General features: G+C 70.0%; 29 protein-coding genes. 22 read left to right on the forward strand and 7 right to left on the reverse strand.

The window, feature by feature from the left end; translation table 11 throughout:
* Window positions 1-123: 123 nt before the first annotated feature.
* On the reverse strand, window positions 124-2226 hold the full coding sequence (locus AB0C30_RS42490; RefSeq protein ID WP_357954800.1) for a prolyl oligopeptidase family serine peptidase: 2103 nt from the start codon (window positions 2224-2226) through the stop codon (window positions 124-126).
* A gap of 116 nt (window positions 2227-2342) precedes the next feature.
* Entirely contained in the window at window positions 2343-3287 is a 945-nt protein-coding gene (locus AB0C30_RS42495; RefSeq protein WP_357954802.1) for an SDR family NAD(P)-dependent oxidoreductase, read from the reverse strand.
* Between the two features lie 141 nt (window positions 3288-3428).
* Between AB0C30_RS42495 and AB0C30_RS42500 the strand changes: the two genes are divergently transcribed.
* Window positions 3429-3998, forward strand: a complete 570-nt coding sequence (locus tag AB0C30_RS42500; protein ID WP_357954804.1) for a helix-turn-helix domain-containing protein — start codon at window positions 3429-3431, stop codon at window positions 3996-3998.
* 7 nt (window positions 3999-4005) lie between these two features.
* Here the strand turns inward: AB0C30_RS42500 and AB0C30_RS42505 are convergent, their stop codons facing one another.
* Window positions 4006-4386: a cupredoxin domain-containing protein gene (locus AB0C30_RS42505; RefSeq protein WP_357955005.1), complete on the reverse strand. Its 381-nt coding sequence runs from the start codon at window positions 4384-4386 to the stop codon at window positions 4006-4008.
* A gap of 162 nt (window positions 4387-4548) precedes the next feature.
* Between AB0C30_RS42505 and AB0C30_RS42510 the strand changes: the two genes are divergently transcribed.
* Window positions 4549-4938 (forward strand): nuclear transport factor 2 family protein, encoded by a 390-nt coding sequence (locus AB0C30_RS42510; RefSeq protein ID WP_357954806.1) that lies wholly within the window; start codon window positions 4549-4551, stop codon window positions 4936-4938.
* Window positions 4939-4943: 5 nt separating this feature from the next.
* Here the strand turns inward: AB0C30_RS42510 and AB0C30_RS42515 are convergent, their stop codons facing one another.
* A complete protein-coding gene (locus AB0C30_RS42515) occupies window positions 4944-5522 on the reverse strand; it encodes a TetR/AcrR family transcriptional regulator (RefSeq protein ID WP_357954808.1) in 579 nt (192 codons plus the stop codon).
* 42 nt (window positions 5523-5564) lie between these two features.
* The gene (locus AB0C30_RS42520; RefSeq protein ID WP_357954810.1) at window positions 5565-6380 is read right to left on the reverse strand and encodes an SRPBCC family protein; all 816 of its coding nucleotides are present in this window, start codon (window positions 6378-6380) and stop codon (window positions 5565-5567) included.
* Window positions 6381-6510: 130 nt separating this feature from the next.
* On the opposite strand from AB0C30_RS42520, the gene AB0C30_RS42525 reads away from it, so the two are divergent.
* The 12 genes from AB0C30_RS42525 (at window position 6511) to rfbD (ending at window position 16116) form a co-directional block, all read left to right on the forward strand.
* Complete coding sequence (locus AB0C30_RS42525) at window positions 6511-6930, forward strand: VOC family protein (protein ID WP_357954812.1); 420 nt, start codon at window positions 6511-6513, stop codon at window positions 6928-6930.
* Window positions 6931-6984: 54 nt separating this feature from the next.
* Window positions 6985-7344, forward strand: coding sequence for an MmcQ/YjbR family DNA-binding protein (locus AB0C30_RS42530; protein WP_357954814.1), 360 nt, complete (start codon window positions 6985-6987; stop codon window positions 7342-7344).
* Window positions 7345-7393: 49 nt separating this feature from the next.
* Entirely contained in the window at window positions 7394-7876 is a 483-nt protein-coding gene (locus AB0C30_RS42535; protein ID WP_357955007.1) for a GNAT family protein, read from the forward strand.
* Window positions 7877-8040: 164 nt separating this feature from the next.
* Window positions 8041-8418: a hypothetical protein gene (locus AB0C30_RS42540; RefSeq protein WP_357954816.1), complete on the forward strand. Its 378-nt coding sequence runs from the start codon at window positions 8041-8043 to the stop codon at window positions 8416-8418.
* A gap of 19 nt (window positions 8419-8437) precedes the next feature.
* Window positions 8438-9424 (forward strand): EamA family transporter, encoded by a 987-nt coding sequence (locus tag AB0C30_RS42545; protein ID WP_357954818.1) that lies wholly within the window; start codon window positions 8438-8440, stop codon window positions 9422-9424.
* Between the two features lie 18 nt (window positions 9425-9442).
* The gene (locus tag AB0C30_RS42550; RefSeq protein WP_357954820.1) at window positions 9443-10096 is read left to right on the forward strand and encodes a GntR family transcriptional regulator; all 654 of its coding nucleotides are present in this window, start codon (window positions 9443-9445) and stop codon (window positions 10094-10096) included.
* Window positions 10097-10212: 116 nt separating this feature from the next.
* Entirely contained in the window at window positions 10213-10563 is a 351-nt protein-coding gene (locus tag AB0C30_RS42555) for a hypothetical protein (protein ID WP_225298795.1), read from the forward strand.
* Between the two features lie 271 nt (window positions 10564-10834).
* Window positions 10835-12289 carry a sugar transferase gene (locus AB0C30_RS42560; RefSeq protein WP_357954822.1) on the forward strand — a complete coding sequence of 485 codons (1455 nt, stop codon included), beginning with the start codon at window positions 10835-10837 and terminating at the stop codon, window positions 12287-12289.
* A 2-nt stretch (window positions 12290-12291) separates the two neighbouring features.
* A complete protein-coding gene (locus AB0C30_RS42565; protein ID WP_357954824.1) occupies window positions 12292-13359 on the forward strand; it encodes a glucose-1-phosphate thymidylyltransferase in 1068 nt (355 codons plus the stop codon).
* Entirely contained in the window at window positions 13356-14282 is a 927-nt protein-coding gene (rfbB, locus tag AB0C30_RS42570; protein WP_357954826.1) for a dTDP-glucose 4,6-dehydratase, read from the forward strand. The genes AB0C30_RS42565 and rfbB overlap by 4 nt, the downstream gene beginning before the upstream one ends.
* Window positions 14279-15223 carry an endonuclease/exonuclease/phosphatase family protein gene (locus AB0C30_RS42575; RefSeq protein WP_357954829.1) on the forward strand — a complete coding sequence of 315 codons (945 nt, stop codon included), beginning with the start codon at window positions 14279-14281 and terminating at the stop codon, window positions 15221-15223. The genes rfbB and AB0C30_RS42575 overlap by 4 nt, the downstream gene beginning before the upstream one ends.
* Entirely contained in the window at window positions 15220-16116 is an 897-nt protein-coding gene (gene rfbD, locus AB0C30_RS42580; protein ID WP_357954831.1) for a dTDP-4-dehydrorhamnose reductase, read from the forward strand. Before AB0C30_RS42575 ends, rfbD begins: the two co-directional genes overlap by 4 nt.
* Here the strand turns inward: rfbD and rfbC are convergent.
* Entirely contained in the window at window positions 16036-16644 is a 609-nt protein-coding gene (rfbC, locus tag AB0C30_RS42585) for a dTDP-4-dehydrorhamnose 3,5-epimerase (protein WP_357954833.1), read from the reverse strand. The two genes, rfbD and rfbC, sit on opposite strands and share 81 nt — an antisense overlap.
* Window positions 16645-16878: 234 nt before the next feature.
* On the opposite strand from rfbC, the gene AB0C30_RS42590 reads away from it, so the two are divergent.
* The 8 genes from AB0C30_RS42590 to AB0C30_RS42625 all read left to right on the forward strand — a co-directional run bounded on the left by AB0C30_RS42590 (window position 16879) and on the right by AB0C30_RS42625 (window position 25225).
* Window positions 16879-17796, forward strand: coding sequence for a hypothetical protein (locus AB0C30_RS42590; protein ID WP_357954835.1), 918 nt, complete (start codon window positions 16879-16881; stop codon window positions 17794-17796).
* Between the two features lie 61 nt (window positions 17797-17857).
* A complete protein-coding gene (locus AB0C30_RS42595) occupies window positions 17858-19075 on the forward strand; it encodes a class I SAM-dependent methyltransferase (RefSeq protein WP_357954837.1) in 1218 nt (405 codons plus the stop codon).
* The gene (locus AB0C30_RS42600; protein WP_357954839.1) at window positions 19072-19845 is read left to right on the forward strand and encodes a sugar phosphate nucleotidyltransferase; all 774 of its coding nucleotides are present in this window, start codon (window positions 19072-19074) and stop codon (window positions 19843-19845) included. Before AB0C30_RS42595 ends, AB0C30_RS42600 begins: the two co-directional genes overlap by 4 nt.
* The gene (locus tag AB0C30_RS42605; RefSeq protein ID WP_357954841.1) at window positions 19842-20492 is read left to right on the forward strand and encodes a PIG-L deacetylase family protein; all 651 of its coding nucleotides are present in this window, start codon (window positions 19842-19844) and stop codon (window positions 20490-20492) included. The genes AB0C30_RS42600 and AB0C30_RS42605 overlap by 4 nt, the downstream gene beginning before the upstream one ends.
* A 6-nt stretch (window positions 20493-20498) precedes the next feature.
* On the forward strand, window positions 20499-21521 hold the full coding sequence (locus AB0C30_RS42610) for an SDR family oxidoreductase (protein ID WP_357954843.1): 1023 nt from the start codon (window positions 20499-20501) through the stop codon (window positions 21519-21521).
* A 17-nt stretch (window positions 21522-21538) separates the two neighbouring features.
* Window positions 21539-22801 (forward strand): DUF4910 domain-containing protein, encoded by a 1263-nt coding sequence (locus tag AB0C30_RS42615; RefSeq protein ID WP_357954845.1) that lies wholly within the window; start codon window positions 21539-21541, stop codon window positions 22799-22801.
* Window positions 22798-23769 (forward strand): hypothetical protein, encoded by a 972-nt coding sequence (locus AB0C30_RS42620; protein ID WP_357954847.1) that lies wholly within the window; start codon window positions 22798-22800, stop codon window positions 23767-23769. The genes AB0C30_RS42615 and AB0C30_RS42620 overlap by 4 nt, the downstream gene beginning before the upstream one ends.
* Window positions 23762-25225, forward strand: coding sequence for an oligosaccharide flippase family protein (locus tag AB0C30_RS42625; protein WP_357954849.1), 1464 nt, complete (start codon window positions 23762-23764; stop codon window positions 25223-25225). Before AB0C30_RS42620 ends, AB0C30_RS42625 begins: the two co-directional genes overlap by 8 nt.
* Here AB0C30_RS42625 and AB0C30_RS42630 read toward each other — a convergent pair.
* The gene (locus tag AB0C30_RS42630; RefSeq protein ID WP_357954851.1) at window positions 25194-26162 is read right to left on the reverse strand and encodes a glycosyltransferase; all 969 of its coding nucleotides are present in this window, start codon (window positions 26160-26162) and stop codon (window positions 25194-25196) included. The genes AB0C30_RS42625 and AB0C30_RS42630 overlap by 32 nt on opposite strands.
* Window positions 26163-26285: the final 123 nt, after the last annotated feature.

Below are 26285 nucleotides of genomic sequence, written 5' to 3' on the forward strand. Positions count from 1 at the left end.
CCTTTCGGAGGAAGTCGTCCTCCGACGATGGCCCCGCCCGCTGGTAGGTCGCTGTTGTCCCGCTGTCACGTCACTGGTGGCGGGCCCGCGGCCGGGCTTCGGACCCGGCCGCAGGTCGTGCGGTCAGGCGGAAGAGACGTTCAACGCCGTACGCAGGAACTCCAGCTGGTGCCGCAGCAGCCCCTCCACAGCCGCCTCGGCGGTCGGCATGTGCGTGGCCCCCGACAGCGGGAGCACCTGGTGCGGGCGGCCCGCCGCCAGCAGCGCCGCCGACATCCGCAGGGTGTGCGCGGCCACCACGTTGTCGTCCGCCAGGCCGTGCACCAGCAGCAACGGGCGGCGCAGCCGGGCCGCGTCGCCGATGGGCGAGGAGCGCTCGTAGTTCTCCGGTTCCTTGTCCGGGTGGCCCAGGAACCGCTCCCGCCAGTGGGTGTCGTACAGCCGCTGGTCGCTCGGCGCCGCCCCCGAGACGGCGGCGTGGAATACCTCCGGCATGCGCAGCACCGCCGCCGCCGCGAGCGTGCCACCGTAGCTCCAGCCGCGGATGCCCACCCGGCCCAGGTCGAGGTCGGGGCAGTGCTCGGCGGCCGCCCGCAGCGCCACGACCTGGTCTTCGAGCGGCGCGGTGAGCGTGTCGCCATGGACGGTCTTGTCCCAGGCGGGACCGCGTCCCGGAGTGCCACGGCCGTCCGCCGTCACCACCGCGAACCCGTGCTCGGCGAACCACTGCGACTCGGCCAGCCACCAGTGCCGGGCCCGGGTCACCAACTGCATCGCCGGTCCCGCGTACGGCGCCATCAGCACCGGCAGCGGACCGGAGCCCGGCCGGTGCCAGGAGGGCAGCAGCAACGCGGTACGGATCTCCCGCTCACCCGCCCGCAACCACGTGACGCGCGGGACGATCAGCGGCTCGGCCTGGAGCGAGGCGATCTCCACGTCGGGCCGCCCGTCACGCACCACGCGGAACGAGTGACCGGCCTCGGTATGGGAAGCGAGCACCAGCGCGCCGCCCGTCTCCACACCGGCCGGCGCGCCGCTCGCCCGCCGGCCGGTGTGCAGCCCTGGCCCGTCGCTCAGCCGTACGGGACCGCGCTCCGCGTCATACGTCCACAGGTGTTGTTCGGTGGGCTCGTCATTCGCGGTGAAGAGCACAGATTCGCCGGAGACGTCCACAACCGAGCGGATCTGCAGCCCTTCGGGGGTGACCGGACGCCCGTCCACGAGCAGCCGCCGGGTCCCGTCCAGGTCAGCGGTGTGCACCAGCGCACCGGACGCCGTACGTGCGGGCGTGCCCTCGATGAGCTGGACCCAGGCGGCATCGCGCTGCTCGTGGAGCGGCTTCGTCCGGCCCGTGTCCGGATCGGCGGCCAGCACCAGCAGCGTGCGCTGGTCCCGGCTCTGCACGCCGATCAGCGGGCCGTGCGCGTCCCAGTCGGCGGTGGCCACGTACTCGTACGCGGCCCGGTCCCAGCGCACCTCCACGGAGCCGCCGTCGAGGTCGAGCACGTGCAGCGTGACCTCGGCGTTGGCCGTACCGGCCGCCGGGTAGGCGATCTCGCGCGGCGGCCGGGACGGGTTGGCGGGATCGGCGATCCACCATCGCTGTACGGGACGGTTGTCGACCCTGGCGGCCAGCAGCCGGGTGCCGTCGGGCGACCACCAGTAGCCGCGCGTCCTGTTCATTGATTCGGCCGCCACATGCTCGGCCAGCCCCCAGACCACCTCCGGGTGCTCGGGTACGGCCAGCCGCCGGTCACGCCCGTCGGCCAGTTCGACGACGTGCAGCGCGCCACCGGTCACGTAGGCGACCCGGCTCCCGGTGGGGTCGGGCCGGGGATCGACCACCGGCCCGGCGGTGGGCACGGGCCGCGCCTCGCCGCCGTCGATGTGCACCGCCCACAGCCGCCCGTCAACGGCGAAGGCGATGGTACGTACGGCGGCATCGGCCGCATAGGCGACGACCCCGGTCGCCCGCTCCCGAGCCCGTTCCCGCCGAATCCGCTCCGCCTCCGGAACGGCCCCGTCCGCGCCGAGCGTCTCCGGCGCCACGACCAGCCGCTCACCCATCTCGTCGGCGACCCACAGACAGCTGCCCCGATCCTCACCCCCGCGAGTCCGGAGGAACACGACCCGACGGCCATCGGGCGACAGAGTGAAGGCCCGGGGCACCCCGAGCGAGAACCGCTGGGTACGGGCGAATTGACGTGGAAATCCGTTGGTATCCATAAAAGGGACTCTGCACCGGACTACCAGGAACAGTGGGGGAGTGAAGTGCGCGGGGAGACTCACCGGCGCCGGGGATCGATCGATCCAGTAGATACTTTAGCAGGCGGGGATCCAGGTCAGGCGTTGACGGAGAGCTCCCACAGACGCGCCGCGGCCGCCGGGTCGAGGGCGTAGGAGGCGACTCCGTGGCGGGCCGAGTGCGTGTCGTTCGGCAGCGCCTCGTTGCAGTCCTCGAAGTAGCGGCCGGTGACGCCGTCGAGCAGCGGCGACGCGGCGGCGAGCACCGAGGTGGCCGCCCCCTGCTCCGTCGTCTTCCACGTGACGTCCGCGCCGGAGGTAGCGGCGGCGGCGCGCAGCCGGTCGAGCTCCTCGTCGGAGACGTACCGCTGGAGGTTCGTGCGGATGCCGCCCGGCATCAGCGCGTTGACGGTGATCCCGTCGTCCGCCCAGCGCCGTGCCGCCTCCACCGCGAACAGCACGTTCGCCGTCTTGGACTGCCCGTACGCCGACCACGGCTCATAGGCGCGCTCACGGAAGTTGATGTCCTCGAAGACGACCGGGGAGCGCAGGTGCGCGGTGGAGCTGACCGAGACCACCCGGGCGCCGTCGGCCGCCGCGAGCGCGGCGTGCAGGCCGGTGGCCAGGGCGAAGTGGCCGAGATGGTTCGTGGCGAACTGGAGCTCCCAGCCGTCCGGGGTGTGCGCCTCGGGGCAGGCCATCACGCCGGCGTTGTTGACCAGCATGTGCAGCGGGCCTTCCCAGGCGGCCACGAACGACGTGACCGTGCCGCGGTCGGCGAGGTCCAGCGGGGCGACGAAGATCTGCTTGTTGCCGGTGGTCGCGGTGATGTCGGCGGCGGTCGCGGCGCCCGCGTCGAGGTTACGCACGGCGAGGGTCACCTCCGCGCCCGCCGCGGCGAGCGCGCGGGCGGTCTCGACGCCGATGCCGGACGCCCCGCCGGTGACGATGGCCCGCCGACCGCTGAGATCGACGCCTTCCAGCACCTCGGCCGCGGTGGATCGGGCGGTGAACGGGGTGGTGATGCGGGTGTTCGCAGTCATGATTCCCAGTCCTGTCAGGGATGCGGTAGGAGAGCCCCAAACGGTAAGATGTGAAACGGAGGAGCCTCCAATTAACTCCGACTGTATTCGGAGTCTCCTCCGTTTGGCAAATCTCGCCCCCGAAAATCCACAGGAGTCACCGTGCAGGCCGGATCCCGACCGCTGCGCGCCGACGCGCGCCGCAACCGCGATCGGCTGCTCGACGCCGCCGTACGCGCCTTCTCGAATGAAGGCCCCGAGGTGACGCTCGACGCGATCGCCAAGGACGCGGGCGTCGGCATCGGTACGCTTTACCGGCATTTCCCCACCCGCGAGGCGCTCGTCGAGGCCGCGTACCGCAACGAGCTCACCAGGCTGTGCGAGGCCGCGGCGAGCCTGCTGCGCACGATGCCGCCCGACCAGGCGACCCGCGCCTGGATGGATCGCTTCGTCGACTACATGACGACCAAGCGCGGCATGGCCGACGCGCTGCGCGCGGTCATCGCGTCCGGCGGCAACCCGTTCTCGGAGAGCCGTGACCGGATGGTCGGCGCGATCGGGTCGCTGCTGGCCGCCGGGGCCGCCGCGGGGACCGTGCGTTCGGACGTCGAGCCGGACGACGTGCTCGCCAGCCTGGGCGGCGTGGCGCTGGTCGTCGGCGAGCACGAGCAGCGCGACCGGACGGGCCGCCTGCTCGACCTGCTGATGGACGGCCTGCGCTACCGCCGCTAGGGGCTCGCTATTTCACGCTGATCTTCGTCATCATTCCCATCGCGCGGTGATTGTCCACCGGGCACCACAGGTCGTACGTCCCCTTCTTCAGCGTGACGGAGAGCTTCGTCGTCTTTCCGGCTGGGACGATGCTGGAGGTCGAGTCGACCCCGGGCCCCTTGATCGACAGGCCATGCGAAGCGGTTCCCGCATTGTGGATCGTGAAGGTGTAGGCCCCTGCCTTGAAGTCGGTCGTCGAGAGCGTGAGAGAGAACTCCCGCTCGGTCACGGTGACAGACGTATCGCGAGCCGCAGTCGTACCCGCGCCGACCGTTGTCAGCGTCAGCGCGGCGGCCACGAGCCCGATCACCAGACGGGGCGCACTTCTGGAACGAATCGCAGCGGACATGATCGCCAACCCTTCATCGCGGCATCGATGTCAGCCATGGCAGTCTCCGTATTCCCGGACCCGCGTAACGCCAGACCCGCGGGCGTGCCGCCATCATTTGACCTTGTCACCAGCGTCAACGTTTATCGTCGATCCCCGACCGCCGACGAACGGACGCCTCGCATGAGCACGGACCGCGACACTCTTCTCGAGTACGACCAGAGCTTCTTCGACGCCTTGGTGGCCAACGACCTCGACCGGCTGACGGAGTTGCTGGCGGACGACTTCCTCCTGGTGGGGGTCGAAGATGGGGCGGTCGCCACCAAGCAGGTCATCCTCGACCTGGTGGCGTCCGGGTCCCTCCGGTTTCCGCGGATCGACTCGTTTCCCGGCGAGGCGATCGTCCGTTTCCATGGGGAGGTGGGCATCGTCGTCGGACGTACCGGCATGAACTTCACCAGCCCCGAAGGCGCCACGTTCAGTGCCGGAAGCCGCTACACCCACGTGTACGCCACCGACTCCCACGGTTCCTGGCGCCTCACCTCCGCCCAGGGCACCGCGATCAAGGGCTGACCCGGCTACCCCACAAGCGTGGCGGCGCAGCTGGTGACGAGGTCCTCCGCGTAGGCGGGAATCGGGCGGCCCAAGCTCTGGTGGCGGCGGACCGTGGCGTACGGCAGGTCGACCGTGGCCAGGAACAACTGCTCGACCTCCTGCGGCTCGCGCCTGTCCAGCCGTTCGGCCAGGGCGCGGACGGCGTTGCGGACCCGGCGGTCGCTGCGTTCCAGGCGTTCGCGGGCCTCCGACGGCCAGTTGGGTTCGTCGAAGTCCGCCGGGCCGTACAGCAGGATGTGAGCTTCGTGCGGATGCGCCCGGCTCCAGGCGACCACGTGGCGCGCGGCGGCGGGGGCGGCCCGCGCGGCGGGCTCGGTGTTGAGCGCGGACAGGAAGCCGTCCTGGAAGCGGTCGACCGTGCGCAGCCACAGGGTGGCGAGCATGGAGGAGCGGCTGGGGAAGCGGTGGTAGATCGAGCCGCTCGGCGCGCGGGCGGCACGGGCGACCGCCGCCACGGTCACGGTGCTCGGGCCGCTCGCGGCCACCAGTTCGGCGGCCGCGTCGAGCAATCGGTCAACGTCATGGCGAGGCGGTCGTCCCATGCCGTCGAGCGTATAGGGACAGACTGAAGGGTTTCTGGACGGTTAATCAGCTTCTGTCTTGGTCATCGCACTGATGGTCTCGGCCATGTGCGTCCGCAGCTGGGCCAGCCGCCCCTCGATGATGGCGCTCGCGTCCCCCGGATTGTTGAGTACGGCCTGACGCAGCCCACTGTTCCCGTACGCGTGGACGAACGTGTGCTTGATGATGGTTTGTCCGGAGTCGGGGATCAGGTCGTAGCTCCACAACGAGGCCCGCCACCGCTGGCCGTCGAGCACCGCCCAGGCGAACCGCCTGACCGGCTCCACCTCCGTGACCTCGCACGTCACGACCCCCGTCTGGCCGTTGGGGAACCGGTTACGCCCCTCGAACCTCCTGCCGACCGCGGGGCCGTCCCCATCGTCGAGCCAGGTCGCGCCCGTGCATTCCGGGCTCCACTCGCCGATGCGCGAGACGTCCGTGATCAGCTCCCACACCTCCTCGGGCGAGTTGTCGACCCGGACCACGACCTCCGTGGTGGCTCCCGTCACGGCGTAATCGGCCTGGAACGCCCGCACTTCCACGGTCCCGAACCTGGCCGCCGGATGCTTGGCCGCCACTTCCACCGCCTCCTCCAGGCTCGCGCACTCGAGGATGTCGAAGCCGCCGACCTGCTCCTTCGTCTCCACGAACGGCCCGTCGCCGACGAGTACGCGCCCATCGCGCACGCGTACGGACCGCCCTTCCGAAGCGGGCCGCAGCGCGTGTCCTTCCAGCCGGATCCGGCGCCGGTCCATCTCCTCGACCCACTCTTCGGCCCCGCCCTCGTCCGCGCTCACCTCGATGGACGGATCCGCGCAGATCAGCAGCAGATATTTCACCAGATGACTCCTTCTGCTCGTCGTTTTCACCCCACCGACGAACGGCTCTCTCACAAACCGACAAGTGGACAGCGATATAGCGGGCAACTCATATTGGACGGGGTTAACATCCCCCACACCGGAGGTCTGTATGGACGTGCGTCTGGACCATCTCGTCTGCTGGGTCTCGGACCAGCTTCGCGCGCTCGACTTCTACGAGCAGGTCATCGGCCTGCCGGGGGTACGTGCTGAGGAGTTCAGGGACGGCAAGGCGCCGTTCCCCAGCGTACGGGTCTCCGGTGACACGATCATCGACCTGATGCCCCAGAACGCGGCGAACCGCGTCGACGAGGGCACCGGCGTCAGCGGCAGCGCCGGTCATCCCATCAACCACTTCTGCCTGGCGCTCGGCCGGGACGACTTCGACGCGCTCGAAGCCAGGCTGACCCGCAACGGCGTGGAGGTCACCGGCACCGGCTCCAACTCGTTCGGCGCCAGGGGCATCGCGCCGGGCGTGATCTACTTCTCCGACCTCGACGGGAACGTGATCGAAGCCCGCTACTACAACTGAGGCTAGGACGGGACCGGGCGCAAACTGTCGGCGCGATTTGCTACACAAGACGGCATGGGTGTGAGCGTCGACGAGTTCCTCAAGCTGCTGGACCGGTTGCCCGAGGCGCGCTTGGGCGATCACGGTGGCACCTGGGTCAGCCTCAAGGTGCGTGACAAGGGCTTCGGTTATCTGTGGGAAGAGACCGAGACCGTTGGGCTCAAGGCGACGATCGAGGAGCAGATGGCGCTCGTCGCCGAACGGCCCGATGTGTTCGAGATCCAGTTCACCGCCGGCCGGTTCGGGTGGGTGGTGGTGCACCTGAAGCGGATCGACGCTGACGAGCTGTTCGAGCTGGTCGCCGAGGCATGGTGCTTGACGGCACCCAAGGAACTGGTCGCCCCCTTCGAGGCTGCTCATAAAATCGGGCAATAGGGCGTAAAACAGTTGGAAGTCGCGGTTAGGATCAGGCACCGTGACAGATATGGACATCGAGCTGCGCGAGTGGTGCGCGGACGACGCTCCTATCGTGCTGCGCGCGTTCCAGGCGCCGGACATGGCCGGTCAGGCGTCGTGGCCGATCGTCTCACTCCAGGACGCGGTGGGCTGGATCGCGTCCTGGCCCGGTGCGGGCCACGCGTTCGCCGTCACGCTCTCCGGCCAGGTCGTGGGCAACGTCGCGGTGACGGGCATCGACGGCCACGACAACGGCTGGGTCTCCTACTGGACAGTGCCCGAGGCCAGGGGTCGTGGTGTCGCGGCGGCGGCTGTGGTCGAGCTGACTCGCTGGGCCTTCCGCGAGCGCGGCCTCTACCGGCTGGAGCTGGGCCACCGCATCAACAACCCGGCCTCATGCCGCGTGGCCACCAAGGCGGGCTTCCGTCCGGAGGGCATCGAACGCCAGAAGCTCCGCTATGACGGCCGCCGCTACGACGTCGAACGCCACGCCCGCCTCGCCACCGACTGACCTCCCGCCAACGCCGATGCGGTACGGTCGCTGACCTGTTGCGGGACTGACCTGCCAACTGACTGTCTGCCATCACCCATTGCGGACGGCTGGGTATGTGGGACGGAGAGTGCCGAACAGCTCGCGCCTGGTCATGGGTGGGCGAGCTGATCTAGGCTCGGGGGGTGGACAGCGAGAGCTCGGCCGCGGCCGGCCTGCTGGCGGCACTGAGCCGGGCGGCGGAGATTCTCGCCGATTTACAGCACCCGTTCGTCCGGAGCCAGCCCTTCTCCTATTTCTTTCCGCCCGCCGGCGTACGTACCGGGACCGCGTTCACCCTCCCCGACGGCCGTGAGCTCAGCTTCGCCGTCTCCATCTCCGCCGCCAACGGCGAGTTCCACGTCGACGGGGTGATCTCCGTCGAGGGTGACGTACTGCTGGGGCTGCCGCGCAAGACCACGTCCAGCATCCACGACGGGCTCGCCGTGCTCGACGACTATGCGGGCGAGCTGGCCGCCCCGGCCGGGCAGCTCATCGACCAGCAGTTGGACAATATTGTCTAACTGTCTGACAATGATAGGCATGAAGAACGGACCTTTCGCCGTCATCGGTGCCTCCGTGCTCTGGGGGACGGCCGGTACGGCGGGGCTGCTCGTCTCGGCCGACTCGATCGCCTTGGCCGCCGCCCGGCTGGTCATCGGCGGCACAGCGCTCGCCCTGGTCGGCCTCTTCGCCGGATCGGGAGCCGGATCGGGAGTTGGGCGGGGCCCGTTGGTCACCCCCAGGCTGCCTCTGGCCCTCAGGTTTCCGGTGACTCCCGCGTTGCCGGCCGCCGCCGTTGCCGTCGCCATGTACCAGTTGTGCTTCTTCGCCGCGGTCGCCCGCACCGGCGTGGCCATCGGCACAGTCGTCGCGATCGGCAGCGGGCCCGTCTTCACCGGGGTGCTCTCCTGGTTGCTGCACGGTGAGCGGCCGAGCCGGCGGTGGGCCATGGCCACCGCCGCCGCGGTCTGCGGGTGCGCCGCCCTGATCGTGGGTGGTGGTGCGCAGGCGGGTGGGCAGATGGTGTCCGGGGTGCTGTTCGCGCTGCTCGGCGGGCTGCTGTACGCGTTCTACGCCGTCACCGCCGCTCGGGCGATCAGCACGGGCTCCTCGTCGAACGCGGTCATGGGCGTGCTGTTCGGCGGCGCCGCCGCCATCATGGTGCCGGTCCTGCTCTGGCGGGGTACCGAGTGGTTGGCCGAGCCGCGCGGGCTGCTCGCCGCCCTGTACCTCGGCGTCGGCGCCACCGCTCTGTCCTACTTCCTGTACGGCCGAGGGCTGCGCACCACACCCGTGGCCACGGCCGCCACGCTCGCCCTGGCCGAGCCGGCGGTCGCCGCGCTGCTCGGGCTGGTGGTGCTCGGTGAACGACTGACCCCGGTGTCCATCGCCGGTCTCGTCCTGCTGGCGATCAGTCTGGTGGTCGTGGCCGTACCAGAAAAGCGGCCATCCGAAAGGCCGCTCGCGGAGAGGTCGGCGTCTGAGGAGGCGCGGGCGGTCGCGGGGGGAAACGGTGTGTCCCGATGAAGCGTTAGAGTCGCAGCCGTGACGTTGCCGCTCAGACCCGTCTCCGCGGTCGGCGCGCTCGCCGACGCGCTGCGCCGCAGGGTGCTCTCCGGCGAGATCGGGCCGGGTACGGCGCTGCCCGAGCAGGAGCTCGCCGCCACCTACGGGGTGGCCCGGCCCACGGTCCGGGAGGCCCTGGCGGTGCTGGTGCACGAAGGGCTGCTCAGGCGTGAGCGCAATCGCAGCGCCTATGTCCCCGAGGTGACGATCGCGGACCTCGACGATCTCATGTACGTACGCCGGCCGCTGGAGGGTCTGATGGCCACGGCGGTGGCGGGGCGGCGGGTGCCGGCGGCGGAGGCGGCGCTGGCCCGGATGGACGCGCTGCCCGCCGACGCCCCGTGGTCGGAGTCGGTGGCCGAGCACATGGCGCTGCACCAGGCGCTGATCGAGGCCGTGGGCAGCCCGCGGCTCGAACGGCTCTACGGCGCGCTGGCCGCGGAGACCCGGCTCGGCCTCGTCCGGCTGCGTGAGGTCTACGAGGACAGGGACGTGCTCGTACACGAGCATCGGGAGCTGCTTGACGCCATCGCCGACGGCCCGGCCGATGCGGCGCGGGCCGCGGTGGCCGCCCACCTCGGCCACACGTGGGGCGGCGACGCATCCCCCCGAGCCGAGACCGACCGCCCGTAACGAGACCGCTCCCGAGCCCCTCCTGACCCTCTGCCGCGCCGATCTCGCGATGGAGATCCGCACCCAATATCGCGAACCCTTGCGGCGGGACCCCAGGAGTCGCAAGAATCGCGGCCATGCACGGCAACCCGATGCCGGACTCCTACGTGTACGTCACGGAAGAGGGCGTGACCCGTCACTATGCGGACGGGAGCGTCGAAGCCCTTGCCTGGGAGGACGTGGTCGAGGTCCGTGTGGTGACCGAGTCAGGAGAGGACGTCCTCTATATCCTGCTCGACCGCGACGGCGAAGGCTGCGTGGTACCCAGGTCGGCCACCGACGCCACGTTTCTGGCGCGTCTGCGCTACCTGCCCGACTTCGACCTCGACCGGTTGCACATCGCCGCCGAGTCGGCACATGACGGAGTCGTGGTCGTCTGGCGGAGCCCCGACCCGCCATCCGCACTGCCGGATCTGGAATATGACTAGCGGCGTAATATTCCGGCAACCTGCTGAAATGTTGCCATAAACCTCACATTTGCCGACATGTCGATCAGCACTTTTGGATCGTTCCGTCAACCCCTTCCCCGCCCCGAGTTCCGTCCGGTTGTGGACATTTAACGGTATATCGCTTGTCGGAGTGGATCTTTACTCTTTAGTGGGGGCCGCCGCCCTTGATTGTGCATGGGGGACTTGTCAACCCATGAGGTTCAAGGAACGTCATGTTCTTGCGGTGCACAAAAGTTTTCAGGGTGGTGCTATGAGGGTGGGGACTGAGGAGTCCGATGTCGTACTCCTCAAGGCTGTACCACGTCACGCGTCAAGTATCTGGACGCGTGCGTACTTACGGCTTCTGTGGGGTGGCGACACGGCGTGCGCGCTGGTCGCGTGCGTTTGCGTGCTGGGCATCCGCCTTTTGTCCGGCGCGTACGTTCCGTTGGCCGAATTCGTTCTAGGAGTGAGCCTGGTCATCGCCTGGCCCTTCGCGTTGGCGATGGGTGGCGCGTACCGGCAGCGCGCGCACGGCGAGGGCACTGAGGAGTTCAGGGCCGTCTTCAACGGTGGCGCCGGGTTGATGGCCACGGTCGCGATCGGCGCCTACGCCACGCAGACCGTCGTCGCGCGCAGCTTCGTGATGGCGATGCTGCCGCTGGCGCTTCTGTCCGCGTTGTACTTCCGCTACAAGCTGCGAAAACGGCTGCACAGCCGGAGAGTGGTCGGCGACTACATGCGCGAGGTCATCGCCGTCGGCCATCGCGAATCCATCCTCGACCTGGTCATGCAGTTCCGCCGTCAGCCGTACCACGGCATGCGGGTCATAGGCGCCTGCCTGCCGCCGGACCGGATGGACGTCGACCTCGACGGCATCCCGGTGCTGGGCTCGTTCGGTGACGTCGCCGAGGTGGTGTACCGGATGGGAGCCGACGCGGTCGCCGTCACGGCCTGCCCGGAGTTCGACGGGTCGGCGCTGCGGCGGCTGGCGTGGAGCCTGGAGACCGCGCGCACCGACCTGTTCGTCGCGCCCGCGCTCATGGAGGTCGCCGGCCCGCGGATCAGCATCAGGCCGGTGGCGGGGATGCCGCTCCTGCACGTGGGGCATCCCGAGTTCGACGGTGCCAGGCAGATCGTCAAGACCGTCTTCGACCGGCTCGTAGCGGGAGCCGCGTTGCTGCTCATGGCCGTGCCGCTGCTGGCGATCGTGCTGCTGATCCGCCTCACCAGTCCGGGCCCCGCGCTGTTCACCCAGACCCGGGTCGGTAAACGCGGCAAAGAGTTCCGTGTCCTGAAATTTCGGACCATGGTGGAGGACGCCGAGAAGCTCAGAGGCGCGCTCCTCGATGCCAACGAACTGGACGGGGTGCTCTTCAAAATTAGGAACGATCCAAGGATCACGCCGGTAGGCGCTTTCCTCCGCAAATACTCGCTGGACGAGCTCCCCCAACTGGTCAATGTCATGCGCGGCGACATGTCGCTCGTCGGCCCCCGGCCGCCGCTCCCGGAGGAGGTCGCCAAGTACGGCAGCGACGTCCGCCGCCGCCTGGTCGTCAAGCCGGGCATGACGGGACTCTGGCAGGTCAGCGGTCGCTCGAACCTGAGCTGGGAAGAGTCCGTACGCCTCGACCTGAGGTACGTAGAGAACTGGTCCCTCATCCTCGACCTCCAGATCCTCTGGAAGACCTGGTCCGTCGTCACCCGTGGAGAAGGGGCTTATTAGCGGTGAAAGCACTCGTGCTGGCCGGAGGGTCGGGCACACGGCTACGGCCCATCACCCACACCTCGGCCAAGCAACTCGTGCCCGTCGCCAACAAGCCGGTGCTGTTCTACGGCCTGGAGGCGATCGCCGAGGCGGGGATCAGGGAGCTCGGACTGGTCGTGGGCGACACGCAGGCCGAGATCGAGGCGGCCGTCGGCGACGGCTCGGCGTTCGGGCTGCAGGTGACCTACCTGCGCCAGGAGGCGCCGCTGGGCCTGGCCCACGGCGTGCTGATCGCCCGCGACTTCCTCGGTGACGACGACTTCGTCATGTACCTGGGCGACAACTTCATCGTGGGCGGCATCAACGGCCTGGTGGACCGGTTCGCCAGGGAGCGGCCCACCGCCCAGATCATGCTCACCAGGGTCGGCGATCCGCGCCAGTTCGGGGTCGCCGAGCTCGACGCCGCCGGCCGGGTGGTCGGCCTGGAGGAGAAGCCCGACCGGCCCAAGAGCGATCTCGCGCTGGTCGGCGTCTATCTCTTCAGCCCGGCCATCCATGCCGCCGTGGCCGAGCTCAAGCCGTCGGGGCGCGGCGAGCTGGAGATCACCGACGCGATCCAATGGCTGATCGAGGCGGGGCTGCGCGTCGAGTCCTCGGTGATCTCCGGCTACTGGAAGGACACCGGCAACGTCACCGACATGCTGGAGGTGAACAGGCTCGTGCTGGAGTCGCTCGACCGTCGGGTGAGTGGTCAGGTCGACCAGGCCAGCGAGCTGATCGGGCGGGTCGTGGTGGAGCCGGGCGCCGTGGTCGAACGCTCGCGCGTCGTGGGCCCGGTGATCATCGGCCCCGGCGCGCGGGTACAGGACAGCTATGTCGGCCCGTTCACCTCGATCGGCGCCGACTGCGCGATCGGCCGCAGCGAGATCGAATACTCGATCGTGCTGCCCCGAGCCTCCATCCAGGGTGTCGGCCGGATCGAGTCGTCGCTCATCGGCCACGACGTCGAGGTGACCCCCGCTCCGGACACCCCCAAAGCCCACCGCCTCGTGCTGGGCGATCACAGCAAGGTGCAGATCAGTTCATGACAAGGATTCTGGTGACGGGTGGGGCCGGCTTCATCGGCTCGCACTTCGTCCACGGGCTGGCCGACGCGGACGTGACCGTGCTCGACAAGCTCACCTATGCCGGCAACCGGGCCAACCTCGAAGGGAGGCCGCACACCTTCGTCCACGGTGACATCTGCGACGCCGAGCTGCTCGGCGAGGTGGTGCCGGGCCACGACCTGGTGGTCAACTTCGCCGCCGAGTCGCACGTCGACCGGTCGATCGACGGCCCGGCCGAGTTCATGCGCACCAACGTGCTCGGCACCCAGACGCTCTTGCAGGCGTGCCTGGAGGCCGGGGTGCCGAAGGTGGTGCACGTGTCGACCGACGAGGTCTACGGCTCCATCGACCACGGCTCATGGGACGAATCCGCGCCGCTCCTGCCGCGCTCCCCGTACGCCGCGTCGAAGGCGGGCGGCGACCTGGTCGCCCGCGCGTACGCGATCACGTACGGCCTCGACGTGTCGATCACCCGGTGCGGCAACAACTACGGCCCGAGGCAGTACCCGGAGAAGGTCATCCCGCTGTTCGTCACGAACCTGCTGCGCGGCGAGCGGGTCCCGCTCTACGGCGACGGCGGGAACGTCCGCGACTGGATCCACGTCGCCGACCACTGCGCGGGCATCCGCCTGGTGGCCGAGAAGGGCGCGCCGGGCGAGGTCTACCACATCGCGGGCACCGCCGAGCTGACCAACTGGGAGCTGACCGAGCGGCTTCTTGAGGCGTGCGGCCGGGACTGGAGCATGGTCGAGCCCGTCGAGGACCGCAAGGGCCATGACCGCCGCTACTCGCTCGACGACACCAAGCTGCGCGCGCTCGGCTACCGGCCGGAGATCCCGTTCGAGCAGGGGCTCAAGGACACCGTCAGCTGGTACGCGAGCAACGCGGCGTGGTGGAGAGCTTGAAGCAGAACACCTTGCTCACCTCCGCGCTCTGGGCACTGCTGTCGCCGTTCGCCGGCTGGGCGGTGCTCCGCGTGGCCGGATGGGAGCCCAAGCTCAGGTGGTCCCAGCTGGTGTCGTTCACCCCCTACGCCGCCGCGGGCTCGCTGGTGCCGCTGGCGCTCGCTCTGGCGCTGCGCAACCGGCCCGCCACGTACGCCGCGCTGGTGGTGGGCGGGCTGCTGGCCTCGGTGGTGCTGCCGCGCGCGGTGCCGAAGGGCGCGCCCGAAGCGGAGGGGCAGCCGCTGCGCGTGATGACCGCGAACCTGCGCGTGGGCTCGGTGCCCGCCGAGGCCCTGATCGGCGCGGTCGAGCGGAGCCGCCCCGACGTGCTCACCTTCCAGGAGCTCACGCCGGACCTCGCTGCGCGACTCGACCGGGGCGGCCTGCGCGCTCTGCTGCCGTACCACCTGGAACAGCTGGGCACGGCCGTCTACTCGCGCTTCCCGCTGCGTCCGGGGCTCGGCTTCGCGGCGGGCCAGTGGCAGCACGTCGGCGGCCTGCTGACGCTGCCCGACGGTTCGGAGGTGGACGTCGTCGGCGTGCACGCCTGCGCGCCGGCCGGCGGCTGGCTGGCGGGGTGCTGGGCGCAGAGCATCCGGGTCCTGCCGCCGGCGGTGGCCAAGCGGCCGCGCGTCCTGGCCGGCGACTTCAACTCCACGCTCGACCACGCGGTGCTGAGGGAGCTGATCGCCACCGGCTATCAGGACGCCGCGTCTGTCACCGGGAAGGGACTTGTCATGACCTGGCCGTACTACGGGCGCTCCGCCCTCGTCCCCAAGGTCGCCATCGACCACGTGCTGGCCTCCGAGGGGGTGGCCGTGCGCTCGTTCGAGACGCTCGCCCTCCCGCGGACCGACCATCGCGCCACGGTCACCGACCTGGTGTTGAGGCGGCGCGCATGAGGTGGGTGATCACGGGTGCGGGCGGCATGCTCGGCACCGACCTGACGGAGCTGTTGCGGACCATGCCGGGCATGCGGGTCCGCCCGTTCACCCGGTCCGAGCTGGACCTGTGCGACGCCGGTGCCGTCGCCTGGGTGCTGCGCGCGGCCAGGCCCGACGTGGTGGTCAACTGTGCCGCGTGGACGGCCGTCGACGATGCCGAGACGCGTGAGGCTGAGGCCCTGGCGATCAACGGGACGGCCGTATCCGTCCTCGCCCGGGTCGCCGCCGACCTGGGCGCCCGGCTGATCCAGCTCTCCACCGACTACGTCTTCGACGGTGCCGGGGTCGGGCCGTACCGGGAGAACGCCCCGACTGGGCCCATCAACGCCTACGGCAGGACCAAGCTCGCGGGCGAGCTCGCCGCCCTGGAGCACGGCCACCACGTGGTGCGTACGGCCTGGCTCTACGGCGCCCACGGCCGCAGCTTCGCCCGCACGATGGTCGGCCTCGAAGCCTCCCGGCCGACCGTCTCCGTGGTCGACGACCAGTTCGGCCAGCCCACCTGGACCGGTGACCTGGCCGAGCGGATCGTCCAGCTCGGCCGGGCGGACGCCCCGCCCGGCGTCTACCACGGGACGAGCGCCGGGCGGACCAGCTGGTATGACTACGCGAGAGAGCTCTTCTCCCTGCTCGGGGCCGATCCCGGCCGGGTCGAGCCCATCCCGAGCACGGCCCTGCGCCGGCCCGCCCCACGCCCCGCCAACAGCGTGCTGGCGCACGGGAACTGGCAGGCCGCCGGGCTGCCGCCGATGCGGGAGTGGTCCATCGCCCTACACGCGGCCTGGCCGGCTCTGCTGAGCGCCTGGGGAGCTCGCGTAGTGGGCCAGGCAGTCGGCGTAGGAGGGGAGTAGACCTTGTTCGGTGGCTTCCGCCAGCGTGGGTGCCGCGGCGTCCTTGTCCGAGAGGATCGGCTCGATGCCCTCCGGCCAGACGATGCCGAGGGCCGGGTCCAGCGGGTGGATGCCGTGCTCGCGCCGCGGGGCGTACGAGGTGGAGCACAGGTAGATCACGGTGGCCGACTCGCTGAGCGTGAAGAACGCATGGCCGAGCCCTTCGGCCACGTAGACCGCCTGCCGCGAGACGTCGTCCAGTTGCACCGCCGCCCACTGGCCGAAGGTGGGCGAGCCGGTTCTGAGGTCCACCGCGACGTCGAGGACGCTGCCGGAGACACAGGTCACGTACTTGGCCTGACCGGGCGGCACGTCCGCGTAGTGGAGGCCGCGCAGCACGCCCCTGGCCGAGACCGAGCAGTTGGCCTGGGCGAGGTCCAGCGGGCGGTCGAGCTCGTCGCTCCTGAACCACTCCAGGAACTGCCCGCGACCGTCCTTGTGGATACGCGGGCTGAACAACCAGGCGCCGTCGAAACCGAGGGGATCCATGAGCCGGATCCTGACATAGCAGGAACGTTCCCACCAGAGCGTGTAACGCGGGATATGGCAGTCGCGAAATGCCAGTTGATTGAGGCATGTGGTCCTGAGCGGGGTCAGGATCACCATCCCGATCAGTACGTTTCCGGGAGCCTGCAACCCATCCCGCCCCACGCACGGCCTCGCAAGACCTACGAGGGGAGATCGGTTCGACTCGCACCATGCACGTGTAAGGGGCAAGCCCAGATGACCACGGTATTCACCGGCAGCACGATGAACGACGAGGCGCGACGCGAGAGGATCTTCCAGGGCGACGTCTTCGTCTACACGGCCTCGCCCGCGTCCCGCGAGCTCGTGTCCTTCGCCCGCGAACTGGTCGCCGAGACCTTCGGCGGCGCCGATCCCACGACCGCCCAGCACAGCATGCCGGTCGAGCGGTTCGCCGCGCTGCTGGCCGACGTCAAGCCGCGCTTCATCCATCATCCGAGGTGCAAGGAGCTCATCGCCGTCCTGCTGGACGAGCTGGGATTCGCGCCGGACGAGACCTACTTCGACGTGCCGCGGTTACGGACCTCGACCTCCGACGGCTACCTCGACTCGGGCATCTCCTACGCCTACCACGCCCACCGCGACTGCTGGTACTCGGCGCCGTTCAACCAGGTGAACTGGTGGATCCCCGTCTACGACGTGGTGCCGGAGAACGTCTTCGCCCTGCACCCGGAGTACTTCACCCAGGCCGTGCGCAACGGCAGCGGCCGCTACGACTACGCCTCGTGGGTCAGGACGGAGCGCCCGTCGGCCGCCCAGCACATCTACAGCGACACGCGCGAGCAGCCGAAGCCGGAAGAGGACCTCGACCTGTCCGGCGAGCTCAGGTTCGTCATGGAGCCGGGCGGGGTGCTCCTCTTCTCCGGCGCCCAGCTGCACTCGACCGTACGCAACACCTCGGGCGTGACGCGCTTCAGCATCGACTTCCGCACCGTCCACATCGACGACGTCAGATCACGCAAGGGCGCGCCCAACGTGGACGCGGCGTGCCTGGGCACCACTCTGCGCGACTTCATGCGCGCAGGGGACCTGGCACGCATCCCGGAGGAGCTGTCGGCGGAGTACGAGAAGGAGGCCGTGGCTCACGTGGAGCGAGCCAACGGTAGTTCGTACTGAATTTCACACATCGGGAGGGGACCATGGCTCGTTGGTTACAGCGCGGAAGAGGCCGAGGCCGGTGACCGTCTGCCGGCTCTGCGGCTCGGGCGAACTGGCGAGCGTGGTCGACCTCGGTGCCACGCCGCCCTGCGAGCTGTTCCTCACCAGGGAGCGGCTCGACGAGCCCGAGCTCACCTACCCCCTGCACCTGCGGGTCTGCACGAGCTGCTGGCTCGCCCAGATACCGCCGCTGATCCAGCCGGAGGAGACCTTCACGGAGTACGCGTACTTCTCCTCCTTCTCCACCTCCTGGGTGGAGCACGCCCGGGAGTTCGTGGCGGCGGCCGTGGACCGGTTCGCGCCGGGCTTCGTGGTCGAGGTGGCCAGCAACGACGGCTACCTGCTACAGCACGTGGCGGAAAGAGGGGTGCGCTGCCTGGGCATCGAGCCCTCGGCCAACGTGGGCCAGGCGGCCAGGGACAAGGGCATCGCCACGCTTACGGCCTTCCTCGACCCGGAGACCGGGGCGGCGGTCCGCGCCGAGCACGGGCCGGCCGATCTGGTCGTGGCCAACAACGTGTACGCGCACATCCCCGACGTCGTCGGCTTCACCCGAGGGCTGCGCGCGCTCGTCGCCGACGACGGGTGGGTCTCCATCGAGGTGCAGCACCTGCTCACGCTCGTGGAGCTGAACCAGTACGACACGATCTACCACGAGCACTTCCAGTACTACACGGTCGCCTCCGCTCGGCGGGCCCTGGCCACCGGCGGCCTGGCCCTGGTCGACGTGGAGCTGCTGCCGACGCACGGCGGCTCGATCCGGCTCTGGGCCCGGCCCGAGGAGGCGGGCGGCGAGCCCACCGAGCGGGTGGCCGACGTGCTGGCCAGGGAGAAGGGGGCCGGGCTCGACGAGCTGGCCGGGTACGCGGAGTTCGCCGCCCGGGTGGCCAAGGTCCGCCGCGACTTGCTCCGCTTCCTCATCGACGCGGCCGAGGCGGGCAAGACCGTGGCCGGCTACGGCGCTCCGGGGAAGGGCAACACGCTGCTCAACCACTGTGGGATACGCGAGGACTTGCTGGCGTACACGGTGGACCGCAATCCGTACAAGCACGGCAGGTTCACGCCGGGCACCCGGATCCCCATCCTGCCGCCCGAGCGCCTGGCCGAGGACCGGCCGGACTACGTCCTGGTGCTCCCGTGGAACCTGCGGGAGGAACTCACCGAACAGCTCTCCTACGTCCGCGAATGGGGCGGGCAGCTGGTCTTTCCCATCCCGAGTCTGGAGATCGTGCCATGAAGGTCGTGCTCTTCTGCGGTGGGTACGGCACGCGGATGCGCACCGGAGCGCCGGGCGAGGTACCCAAGCCCATGCAGCTCGTCGGTCCCCGGCCGCTGATCTGGCATGTGATGCGCTACTACGCCCACTTCGGGCACACCGAGTTCATCCTCTGCCTCGGTTACGGCGCCCAGCACATCACGGAGTTCTTCCTGGACTACAAGGAGACCGCCTCCAACGACTTCCGGCTGCGCGGCGGCGAGGTGGAGCTGCTGTCGCAGGACATCTCGGACTGGTCGATCTCCTTCGTGCAGACCGGCGTCCAGTCGCCGATCGGCGAGCGGTTGCGCCGGGTCCGCGACCATCTGGACGGCGAGGAGGTGTTCCTGGCCAACTACGCCGACGTGCTCACCGACGCGCCGCTGCCGGAGATCGTCGACCGCTTCACGGCCGCCGACGTGGGGGCATCCATGATGGTCGTGCCGCCGCCCGGCACCTTCCACTGCATCGACATCGACGACGACGGGCTGGCGAGGGACATCGCGCCGGTCACCCAGATGCCGATCTGGGTCAACGGCGGATATTTCGTGCTCCGTCAGGAAATTTTCGATCACATTCCGGAAAATGGGGATCTGGTGGGGGATGGCTGTGTGGAGCTGACCAAGCGCGGCCGGCTCATGACCTACCGGCACCGCGGCTACTGGCGGCCGACCGACACCGTCAACCAGCGGATCGAGCTGGACGAGGCGTACTCGCGCGGCGACAGGCCCTGGGCGCTGTGGGAGGCATGATCCGCCTGACGGCCGCCCGGTTGGGCCGGATCGTCGCGCTGGGCGCGCACTGCGACGACATCGCGATCGGGGCGGGCGGCACGCTGCTCACGCTCTGCGCGGGCCGGCCCGGGCTCCAGGTCGACGCGCTGGTCCTGTCCGGCGGCGGCACCGAGCGAGAGGACGAGGAGCACGCGGCGCTCACCGCCTTCTGCCCCGGGGCCGATCTGCGGCTGACCGTGCTCAAGCTGCCCGACGGCCGGCTGCCCGCGCACTGGGAGCAGGCCAAGGAGGCGCTGGAGCTGCTGCGGGCCAGGACCGATCCCGACCTGATCCTCGGCCCGCATCCGGGAGACGCCCACCAGGACCACCGGGGCCTGGCCGAGCTCGTACCCACGGCCTTCCGCGACCACCTGACGCTCGGCTACGAGATCGTCAAGTGGGACGGCGACCTTGGCCGCCCCACCGCCTACCAGCCGCTGCGGCCGGAGGTGGCGGCGGAGAAGGTCGCCCTGCTGCGGCGGCACTACCCCTCGCAGCTCCGGCGTACCTGGTTCGACGACGAGGCCTTCCTCGGGCTCGCCCGCATCCGCGGGATCGAGTGCGGCGACAGGTACGCCGAAGCCTTCCACACCCGCAAACTGACCCTCGACCTCGCAGGAGACTAGCCGGATATGCGTGTACTGCTGACCGGGCACCAGGGCTACCTGGGCACCGTCATGTCCCCCGTACTCGCCGAAGCGGGACACGAGGTGACCGGCCTCGACTCGGGGCTGTTCGCCGACTGCGTCCTCGGGCCGCAGCCCGACGACCCCCAGGGGCTCGCCGTGGACCTGCGCGAGGTCCCGGCCGAGGCGCTGGCCGGATTCGACGCGGTCGTGCACCTGGCCGCCCTGTCCAACGACCCGCTCGGCTCGCTGGCGCCCGAGCTGACCTACGACATCAACTACCACGCCTCCGTACGGCTGGCCCGGCTGGCCCGAGAGGCGGGGGTGCGGCGCTTCCTGTACGCCTCCACCTGCTCGGTCTACGGAGCCGCCGGCGGGGACGACCTGGTCACGGAGGAGGCGCCCCTGCGTCCCGTGACCCCCTACGCCGAGTCCAAGGTACGCGTGGAGGATGAGGTGCTGAAGCTGGCCGACGCCGACTTCACGCCGGTCTTCCTGCGAAACGCGACGGCCTTCGGCTTCTCGCCCCGGCTGCGCGCGGACATCGTGCTCAACAACCTGGTGGGGCACGCGCATCTGTCCGGCGAGGTACGCGTGCTGTCCGACGGCACGCCGTGGCGGCCCCTGGTGCACGCGCTGGACATCGCGGACGCGTTCGCCGCCGCCCTGGTCGCGCCGCGCGAGGCCGTACACGCCGAGGCGTTCAACGTGGGCACCGAGCAGAACAACGTCACCGTAGCCGGGATCGCGGCGACCGTGGTGGAGGCGGTGCCCGGCGCCACGCTGGCCATCACGGGGGAGACGGGCGCCGACCCGCGCTCCTACCGGGTCGACTTCTCGCGGATCCGCGCCGCGCTGCCCGGATACGAGGCGCGCCGCTCGGTGAAGGAGGGCGCGCTCGAACTCATCGACGCCTACCGGCGGCACGGGCTGACCAGGGAGGGCTTCGAGCGCCGCTTCACCCGCCTGGCCCGCCTGTCGGACCGGCAGGCCGCGGGCACGGTCGACGAGCGGCTGATGCCCTCGTGACCGGCTCAGGAAAGGAGATGCACGAGCTCGTCGAGCGTCTCTACCCGCTGTGCCGGAGCATCACGGGAGACGGCGTCCGCCGCACCCTGGAGATCGTCGGCGAGCACATCGCGCTGAACGTGCACGAGGTGCCCACCGGCACGCAGGTGCTCGACTGGAACGTGCCCAAAGAGTGGAACATCCGCGACGCCCACATCAAGGACCCCACGGGCGCCAAGGTCGTCGACTTCGCCGAGTCCAATCTGCACGTGGTCGGCTACAGCGTGCCGGTGTCGGCCCGGATGCCGCTGGCCGAGCTCCGCGGCCACCTGCACACGCTGCCGGACCAGCCGGGGCTCATCCCCTACCGGACGAGTTACTACGCCGAGGACTGGGGGTTCTGCCTGCGCCACGAGACGCTGGCGGGCCTCCGGGAGGGCGAGTACGAGGTCGTGGTGGACTCCACGCTGGCGGACGGCCACCTCACGTACGCCGAGCATGTCGTGCCCGGCCGGACGAACGAAGAGGTGCTGATCTCCTGCCACACCTGCCACCCGTCGCTGGCCAACGACAACCTGGCGGGCATCGCGGTGGCCGTCCAGCTGGCCCGGCGGCTGGCGGCGGCGTCGCCGCGCTACACCTACCGCTTCCTGTTCGCGCCCGGCACGATCGGGTCGATCACCTGGCTGGCCCGCAACCGGGACGCGGTCGAGCGGGTCAGGCACGGGCTGGTGCTCGCGTGCGCGGGGGACGGCGGCGCGCTCACGTACAAGCGGAGCAGGCGCGGCGACACGGAGATCGACCGGGCGGTGGGGCACGTGCTGCGCTCCTCCGGGCGCCCGCACCGCACGCTCGACTTCTCCCCGTACGGCTACGACGAGCGGCAGTACTGCTCGCCCGGGTTCGACCTGCCCGTCGGCTGCCTGACCAGATCGACGTACGCGGGCTATCCCGAGTACCACACCTCGGGGGACAATCCGGCGTTCGTGCTCCCCGAGGCGATGGAGGACACCCTGGAGACCTGCTGGGAGGTGACCCGGGTGCTGGAGGGAGACCGGCGCCTGGAGAACCTCAGCCCCTACGGCGAGCCGCAGCTGGGCCGGCGCGGCCTGTACGGGGCGCTGGGCGGCAGGAGCGACACCAAGCAGGCCCAGATGGCCATGCTCTGGGTGCTGAACCTCTCGGACGGCACGCACTCGCTCCTGGACATCGCCGAACGGGCCGGCCTCCCGTTCCAGGCAGTGGCGGAAGCGGCGGCGAGCCTCGAAGACGCGGAGTTGGTGAGGGAATGGAAACCATGAGCTTGCGGGTCGGCGACCTGGTGGAGATCCGCAGCGAGGCCGAGATCCTGGCCACGCTGGACGAGCGCGGTGAGCTGGACGGCCTGCCGTTCATGCCGGAGATGCTGAAGTTCTGCGGCCAGCGCCTCACCGTGCACAAGGTGGCGCACAAGCTGTGCGACACGCTGACCAAGACGGGCCTGCGGCGTATGGACAGCGCCGTGCACCTGCTCGGCGCCCGGTGCGACGGCTCGGCGCACGGCGGCTGCCAGACGGCCTGCTCCATGTACTGGAAACAGGCGTGGATCAAGCGCGTCGCGGCGGACGAGCTGCCCCCGAACGCCGTGCCGGACTCCCGGCTGCTGCCGCTGCTGGAGATCAACAGCCGCAAGCCGCCGGGCGAGGACGGCACTGAACGCTACTCCTGCCAGGCCACCGAGCTGCTGAGAGCTGCGCCCGTACCCCTGCCGATGGCCGATCTGGGACAGTTCGTGGCGGACGTGCGGACGCGGAACGTCGGCGTGCTCAGGACCCTGAAGGCCACCGGAATCGGGCTGTACAACCGGTTCCAGCACCTGACCAGGAGGAAGCTGCCCCGCGCGCTGCGCATCAAGGGCGGCCGGCCGTGGGGCACGATGAAGGGCGAGGTCAGGGGCCGCACGCCGGTTCAGACGCTCGACCTCCAGCCGGGCGAGCTGGTCCGCGTACGGTCCAAGCAGGAGATCCTGGCCACCGTCAACGAGGACCTGTCCAACCGCGGCATGAACTTCGACGCCGAGCTGGCCCGCCACTGCGGCCGCACCGCGCGGGTGCGCGCCCGGGTGGACCGGTGCATCGACGAGCCCACGGGACGGATGCTGGAGATGAAGACGCCCTGCATCGTGCTGCAGGACGTGGTGTGCGAGGGCGTCCACTCGCTGAACTGCCCCCGCGAGTTCTTCCCCTTCTGGCGCGAGATCTGGCTCGAACGGGTGCCGGACGGTGAGTGAACCGGTAGTGAGCGAGCCCGTCAGCGATCACCGGGCCGGATCGGCGGGCAGGGGACTGCGGTGGGGGCTGCTGGCGCGCGGCGGGTCGAAGCTGGCCACCTTCACCCTGAGCCTCGTGCTGGCCCGCCTGCTCGCCCCGGAGGACTTCGGGTTGTACGCGGTCGCGCTGGCCGCCAACCAGTTCCTCTTCTACATCAACGACGCCGGCATCGTGGCGGCCGTCGTGCAGTGGCGGGGCAAGCTGGAGGACATGGTGGTCACCGCGACCACCGTGGTCCTCACCCTCAGCGTGGCCATCTACGCCGCGTTCTGGGTGGCGGCGCCCTACTTCACCGGCCTGGCGGGCAACGTCTCGGCCACGCCGGTGGTGCGGCTGCTCACCGTGATCATCGTGATCGACGGGTTCGTCAACGTACGCAGCGCGGTCATGCTCCGTGCCTTCCAGCAGGACAAGATAGCCAAGGCGAACATGGCCGGCATCGCCGTCCAGGTGCCGGTGGCGATCACGCTGGCGGTCATGGGCGCGGGCGTCTACAGCTTCGTCATCGGCGCGGTCGCCAACTCCCTGGTGAGCGGCATCCTGGTCTTCATCTGGGCCAAGATGCCGCTGCGGCTGGGCTTCGAGCGGGCCATCGCCCGCAAGCTGCTGGGCTTCGGCGTTCCCCTGGCGGTCAGCCTGGCCATCGAGGCGCTGGTGCTCAACGCCGACGCCATCATCATCGGCCGGCTCCTGGGCGCGACCACGCTCGGCTTCTACATGATCGCGCTGAACGTGTCGAGCTGGGTGCCGGGGTTGGTCGGCGAGGCCCTGCGCCACGTCACGCTGCCCGGTTTTTCGCGGGTCGCCGAGGAGCGCCCCGAGGCGTTCTCCGCGCGCGTCCAGCAGATCGTGCCGATGCTGATCACACTCGTGCTGCCCGTCGCGGTCCTCTTCGGCGTGCTGGCGCCCCTGGTGGTGCCCTTCCTGTACGGCGAGCGCTGGCTGCCCGCCGCCCAGGCGCTGTCCTTCCTCATGGCGCTGATGGTGGTGCGGATGCTCACCGCGCTGGCCTTCGACATCCTGACCTCGCTCGGCGCGACCAGACTCGTCGTCTGGATGAACCTGAGCTGGGCCCTGGCCCTGCTGCCCGCCCTGTACGCCGGCGCCCGCCTGGACGGCATCCGGGGCGTGGCCATCGCGCACGCGGCCGTCGCGCTGCTGATCGCCCTGCCCGTGACGGCGCTGCAACTGCGCCGCTCGGGCGTCGTGCTCGGACCGGTCCTGCCCGGGATCCTCCGGCTGCTCCTCGGCGGCCTGCTGGCCGGCCTGGCCGCCTGGCTGGTGGCCAGGCTGACCGAGGGCGCCTTCGACTTCGTCCGGCTCTGCGCCGCCGGAGGAGCCGGGCTGATCGTGTACGTGGTGACCGGGCTCTCGCGAGACCGGATCAGGAAGATTCGCGAGGTGGTGACGAGCTGAGCGGCCCCCGCAGGCCGCGGGCCACGTCGATGGCCGAGTGGGCGACGTTGCGGGCCATGGGCACGGCGTTGCGGCGCAGCCAGGGCCGCAGCGCCGCGTAGGCGCGCAGCCGCTGGCCGCGGGTCAATGGAGCGTTCCTGATGACCCGCAGCAGCGCGCGGCCCTCCTCCACGTTGGGCAGGAAGAAGCGCTGGTCTCCGGGCATCTCGCGGGCGCGGAAGGCCCGCGCGTGGTTGACCTGGCTGTTGCTGCCCGGGTGGTTGCGGTGCCGCAGCAGCAGCTCGTCCACCACGACCAGCGGCCCGAGCAGCGCCAGGCCCGAGATCATCACCCGGTCGGCGGGCAGGATGGCCTCCAGCGGCCGGGCCCGCAGCAGCGTCTCCCTGCGCATGAGCCCGTAGAAGTGCATGGTCTCGTCGTAGTTGTCCAGCCGGTGGCGCAGGCGCGTCACCGGGTCGGGCTGGTCGGTGGGGGCGGTGTCGCGCCAGGTGCCGATGGTCTGCCCCGTCTCGTCGATCTCCTCGACGCCCGAGACGGCCGCCGCCGCCGACGGGTGGCGGCGCAGCGCCGCCGAGAGCAGGGCCAGGCGGTCCTCGTGGTACTCGTCGTCGGAGGTGGCGTAGGAGAAGAACTCACCGCGGGTCTCGTGGACGACCTTGTTGTGGTTGGCCGTGATGCCGACGTTGCGCTCGCGCCGCAGGTAGCGGACGCGGGGATCGGTCCTGGCCAGCTCGCGGCAGAGCTCCTCGGTGCCGTCCGTCGAGCAGTTGTCGGCGATCACCAGCTCGAAGTCGACCCCCTTCTGGGAGAGGACCGAGCGCAGGGCGCCCTCCAGGTACGGCTCGCCGTTGTAGACGGGCATGCCGACCCCGATGGGTGGTTCGGCGCGGCCGACGAGTGAAGCGGAGGAGCGTACATTCGGTGATCTGGACGTCATCCGGGCAGCCCTTCTAGCGGAAGCTGAGGTGAGGCTGAGGTACGGTCGCGCCGATGTTCTCGCGAAGTAGGGCGAACGGCAACCAAGTCCGGTGATTCGTAACATCGACTCGGCCGGTCACGA

The organism is Nonomuraea sp. NPDC048901, from assembly GCF_040649695.1.
GTDB lineage: Bacteria > Actinomycetota > Actinomycetes > Streptosporangiales > Streptosporangiaceae > Nonomuraea.

Excerpts from the sequence above, each read along its gene's own strand:
- AB0C30_RS42490 (WP_357954800.1), bottom strand. The coding sequence starts at position 2,226 with ATGGATACCAACGGATTTCCACGTCAATTCGCCCGTACCCAGCGGTTC.
- AB0C30_RS42495 (WP_357954802.1), bottom strand. The coding sequence starts at position 3,287 with ATGACTGCGAACACCCGCATCACCACCCCGTTCACCGCCCGATCCACC.
- AB0C30_RS42505 (WP_357955005.1), bottom strand. The coding sequence starts at position 4,386 with ATGTCCGCTGCGATTCGTTCCAGAAGTGCGCCCCGTCTGGTGATCGGG.
- AB0C30_RS42510 (WP_357954806.1), top strand. The coding sequence starts at position 4,549 with ATGAGCACGGACCGCGACACTCTTCTCGAGTACGACCAGAGCTTCTTC.
- AB0C30_RS42515 (WP_357954808.1), bottom strand. The coding sequence starts at position 5,522 with ATGGGACGACCGCCTCGCCATGACGTTGACCGATTGCTCGACGCGGCC.
- AB0C30_RS42525 (WP_357954812.1), top strand. The coding sequence starts at position 6,511 with ATGGACGTGCGTCTGGACCATCTCGTCTGCTGGGTCTCGGACCAGCTT.
- AB0C30_RS42530 (WP_357954814.1), top strand. The coding sequence starts at position 6,985 with ATGGGTGTGAGCGTCGACGAGTTCCTCAAGCTGCTGGACCGGTTGCCC.
- AB0C30_RS42535 (WP_357955007.1), top strand. The coding sequence starts at position 7,394 with ATGGACATCGAGCTGCGCGAGTGGTGCGCGGACGACGCTCCTATCGTG.
- AB0C30_RS42545 (WP_357954818.1), top strand. The coding sequence starts at position 8,438 with ATGAAGAACGGACCTTTCGCCGTCATCGGTGCCTCCGTGCTCTGGGGG.
- AB0C30_RS42555 (WP_225298795.1), top strand. The coding sequence starts at position 10,213 with ATGCACGGCAACCCGATGCCGGACTCCTACGTGTACGTCACGGAAGAG.
- AB0C30_RS42560 (WP_357954822.1), top strand. The coding sequence starts at position 10,835 with ATGAGGGTGGGGACTGAGGAGTCCGATGTCGTACTCCTCAAGGCTGTA.
- rfbB (WP_357954826.1), top strand. The coding sequence starts at position 13,356 with ATGACAAGGATTCTGGTGACGGGTGGGGCCGGCTTCATCGGCTCGCAC.
- rfbD (WP_357954831.1), top strand. The coding sequence starts at position 15,220 with ATGAGGTGGGTGATCACGGGTGCGGGCGGCATGCTCGGCACCGACCTG.
- rfbC (WP_357954833.1), bottom strand. The coding sequence starts at position 16,644 with ATGGATCCCCTCGGTTTCGACGGCGCCTGGTTGTTCAGCCCGCGTATC.
- AB0C30_RS42590 (WP_357954835.1), top strand. The coding sequence starts at position 16,879 with ATGACCACGGTATTCACCGGCAGCACGATGAACGACGAGGCGCGACGC.
- AB0C30_RS42600 (WP_357954839.1), top strand. The coding sequence starts at position 19,072 with ATGAAGGTCGTGCTCTTCTGCGGTGGGTACGGCACGCGGATGCGCACC.
- AB0C30_RS42605 (WP_357954841.1), top strand. The coding sequence starts at position 19,842 with ATGATCCGCCTGACGGCCGCCCGGTTGGGCCGGATCGTCGCGCTGGGC.
- AB0C30_RS42610 (WP_357954843.1), top strand. The coding sequence starts at position 20,499 with ATGCGTGTACTGCTGACCGGGCACCAGGGCTACCTGGGCACCGTCATG.
- AB0C30_RS42615 (WP_357954845.1), top strand. The coding sequence starts at position 21,539 with ATGCACGAGCTCGTCGAGCGTCTCTACCCGCTGTGCCGGAGCATCACG.
- AB0C30_RS42620 (WP_357954847.1), top strand. The coding sequence starts at position 22,798 with ATGAGCTTGCGGGTCGGCGACCTGGTGGAGATCCGCAGCGAGGCCGAG.
- AB0C30_RS42630 (WP_357954851.1), bottom strand. The coding sequence starts at position 26,162 with ATGACGTCCAGATCACCGAATGTACGCTCCTCCGCTTCACTCGTCGGC.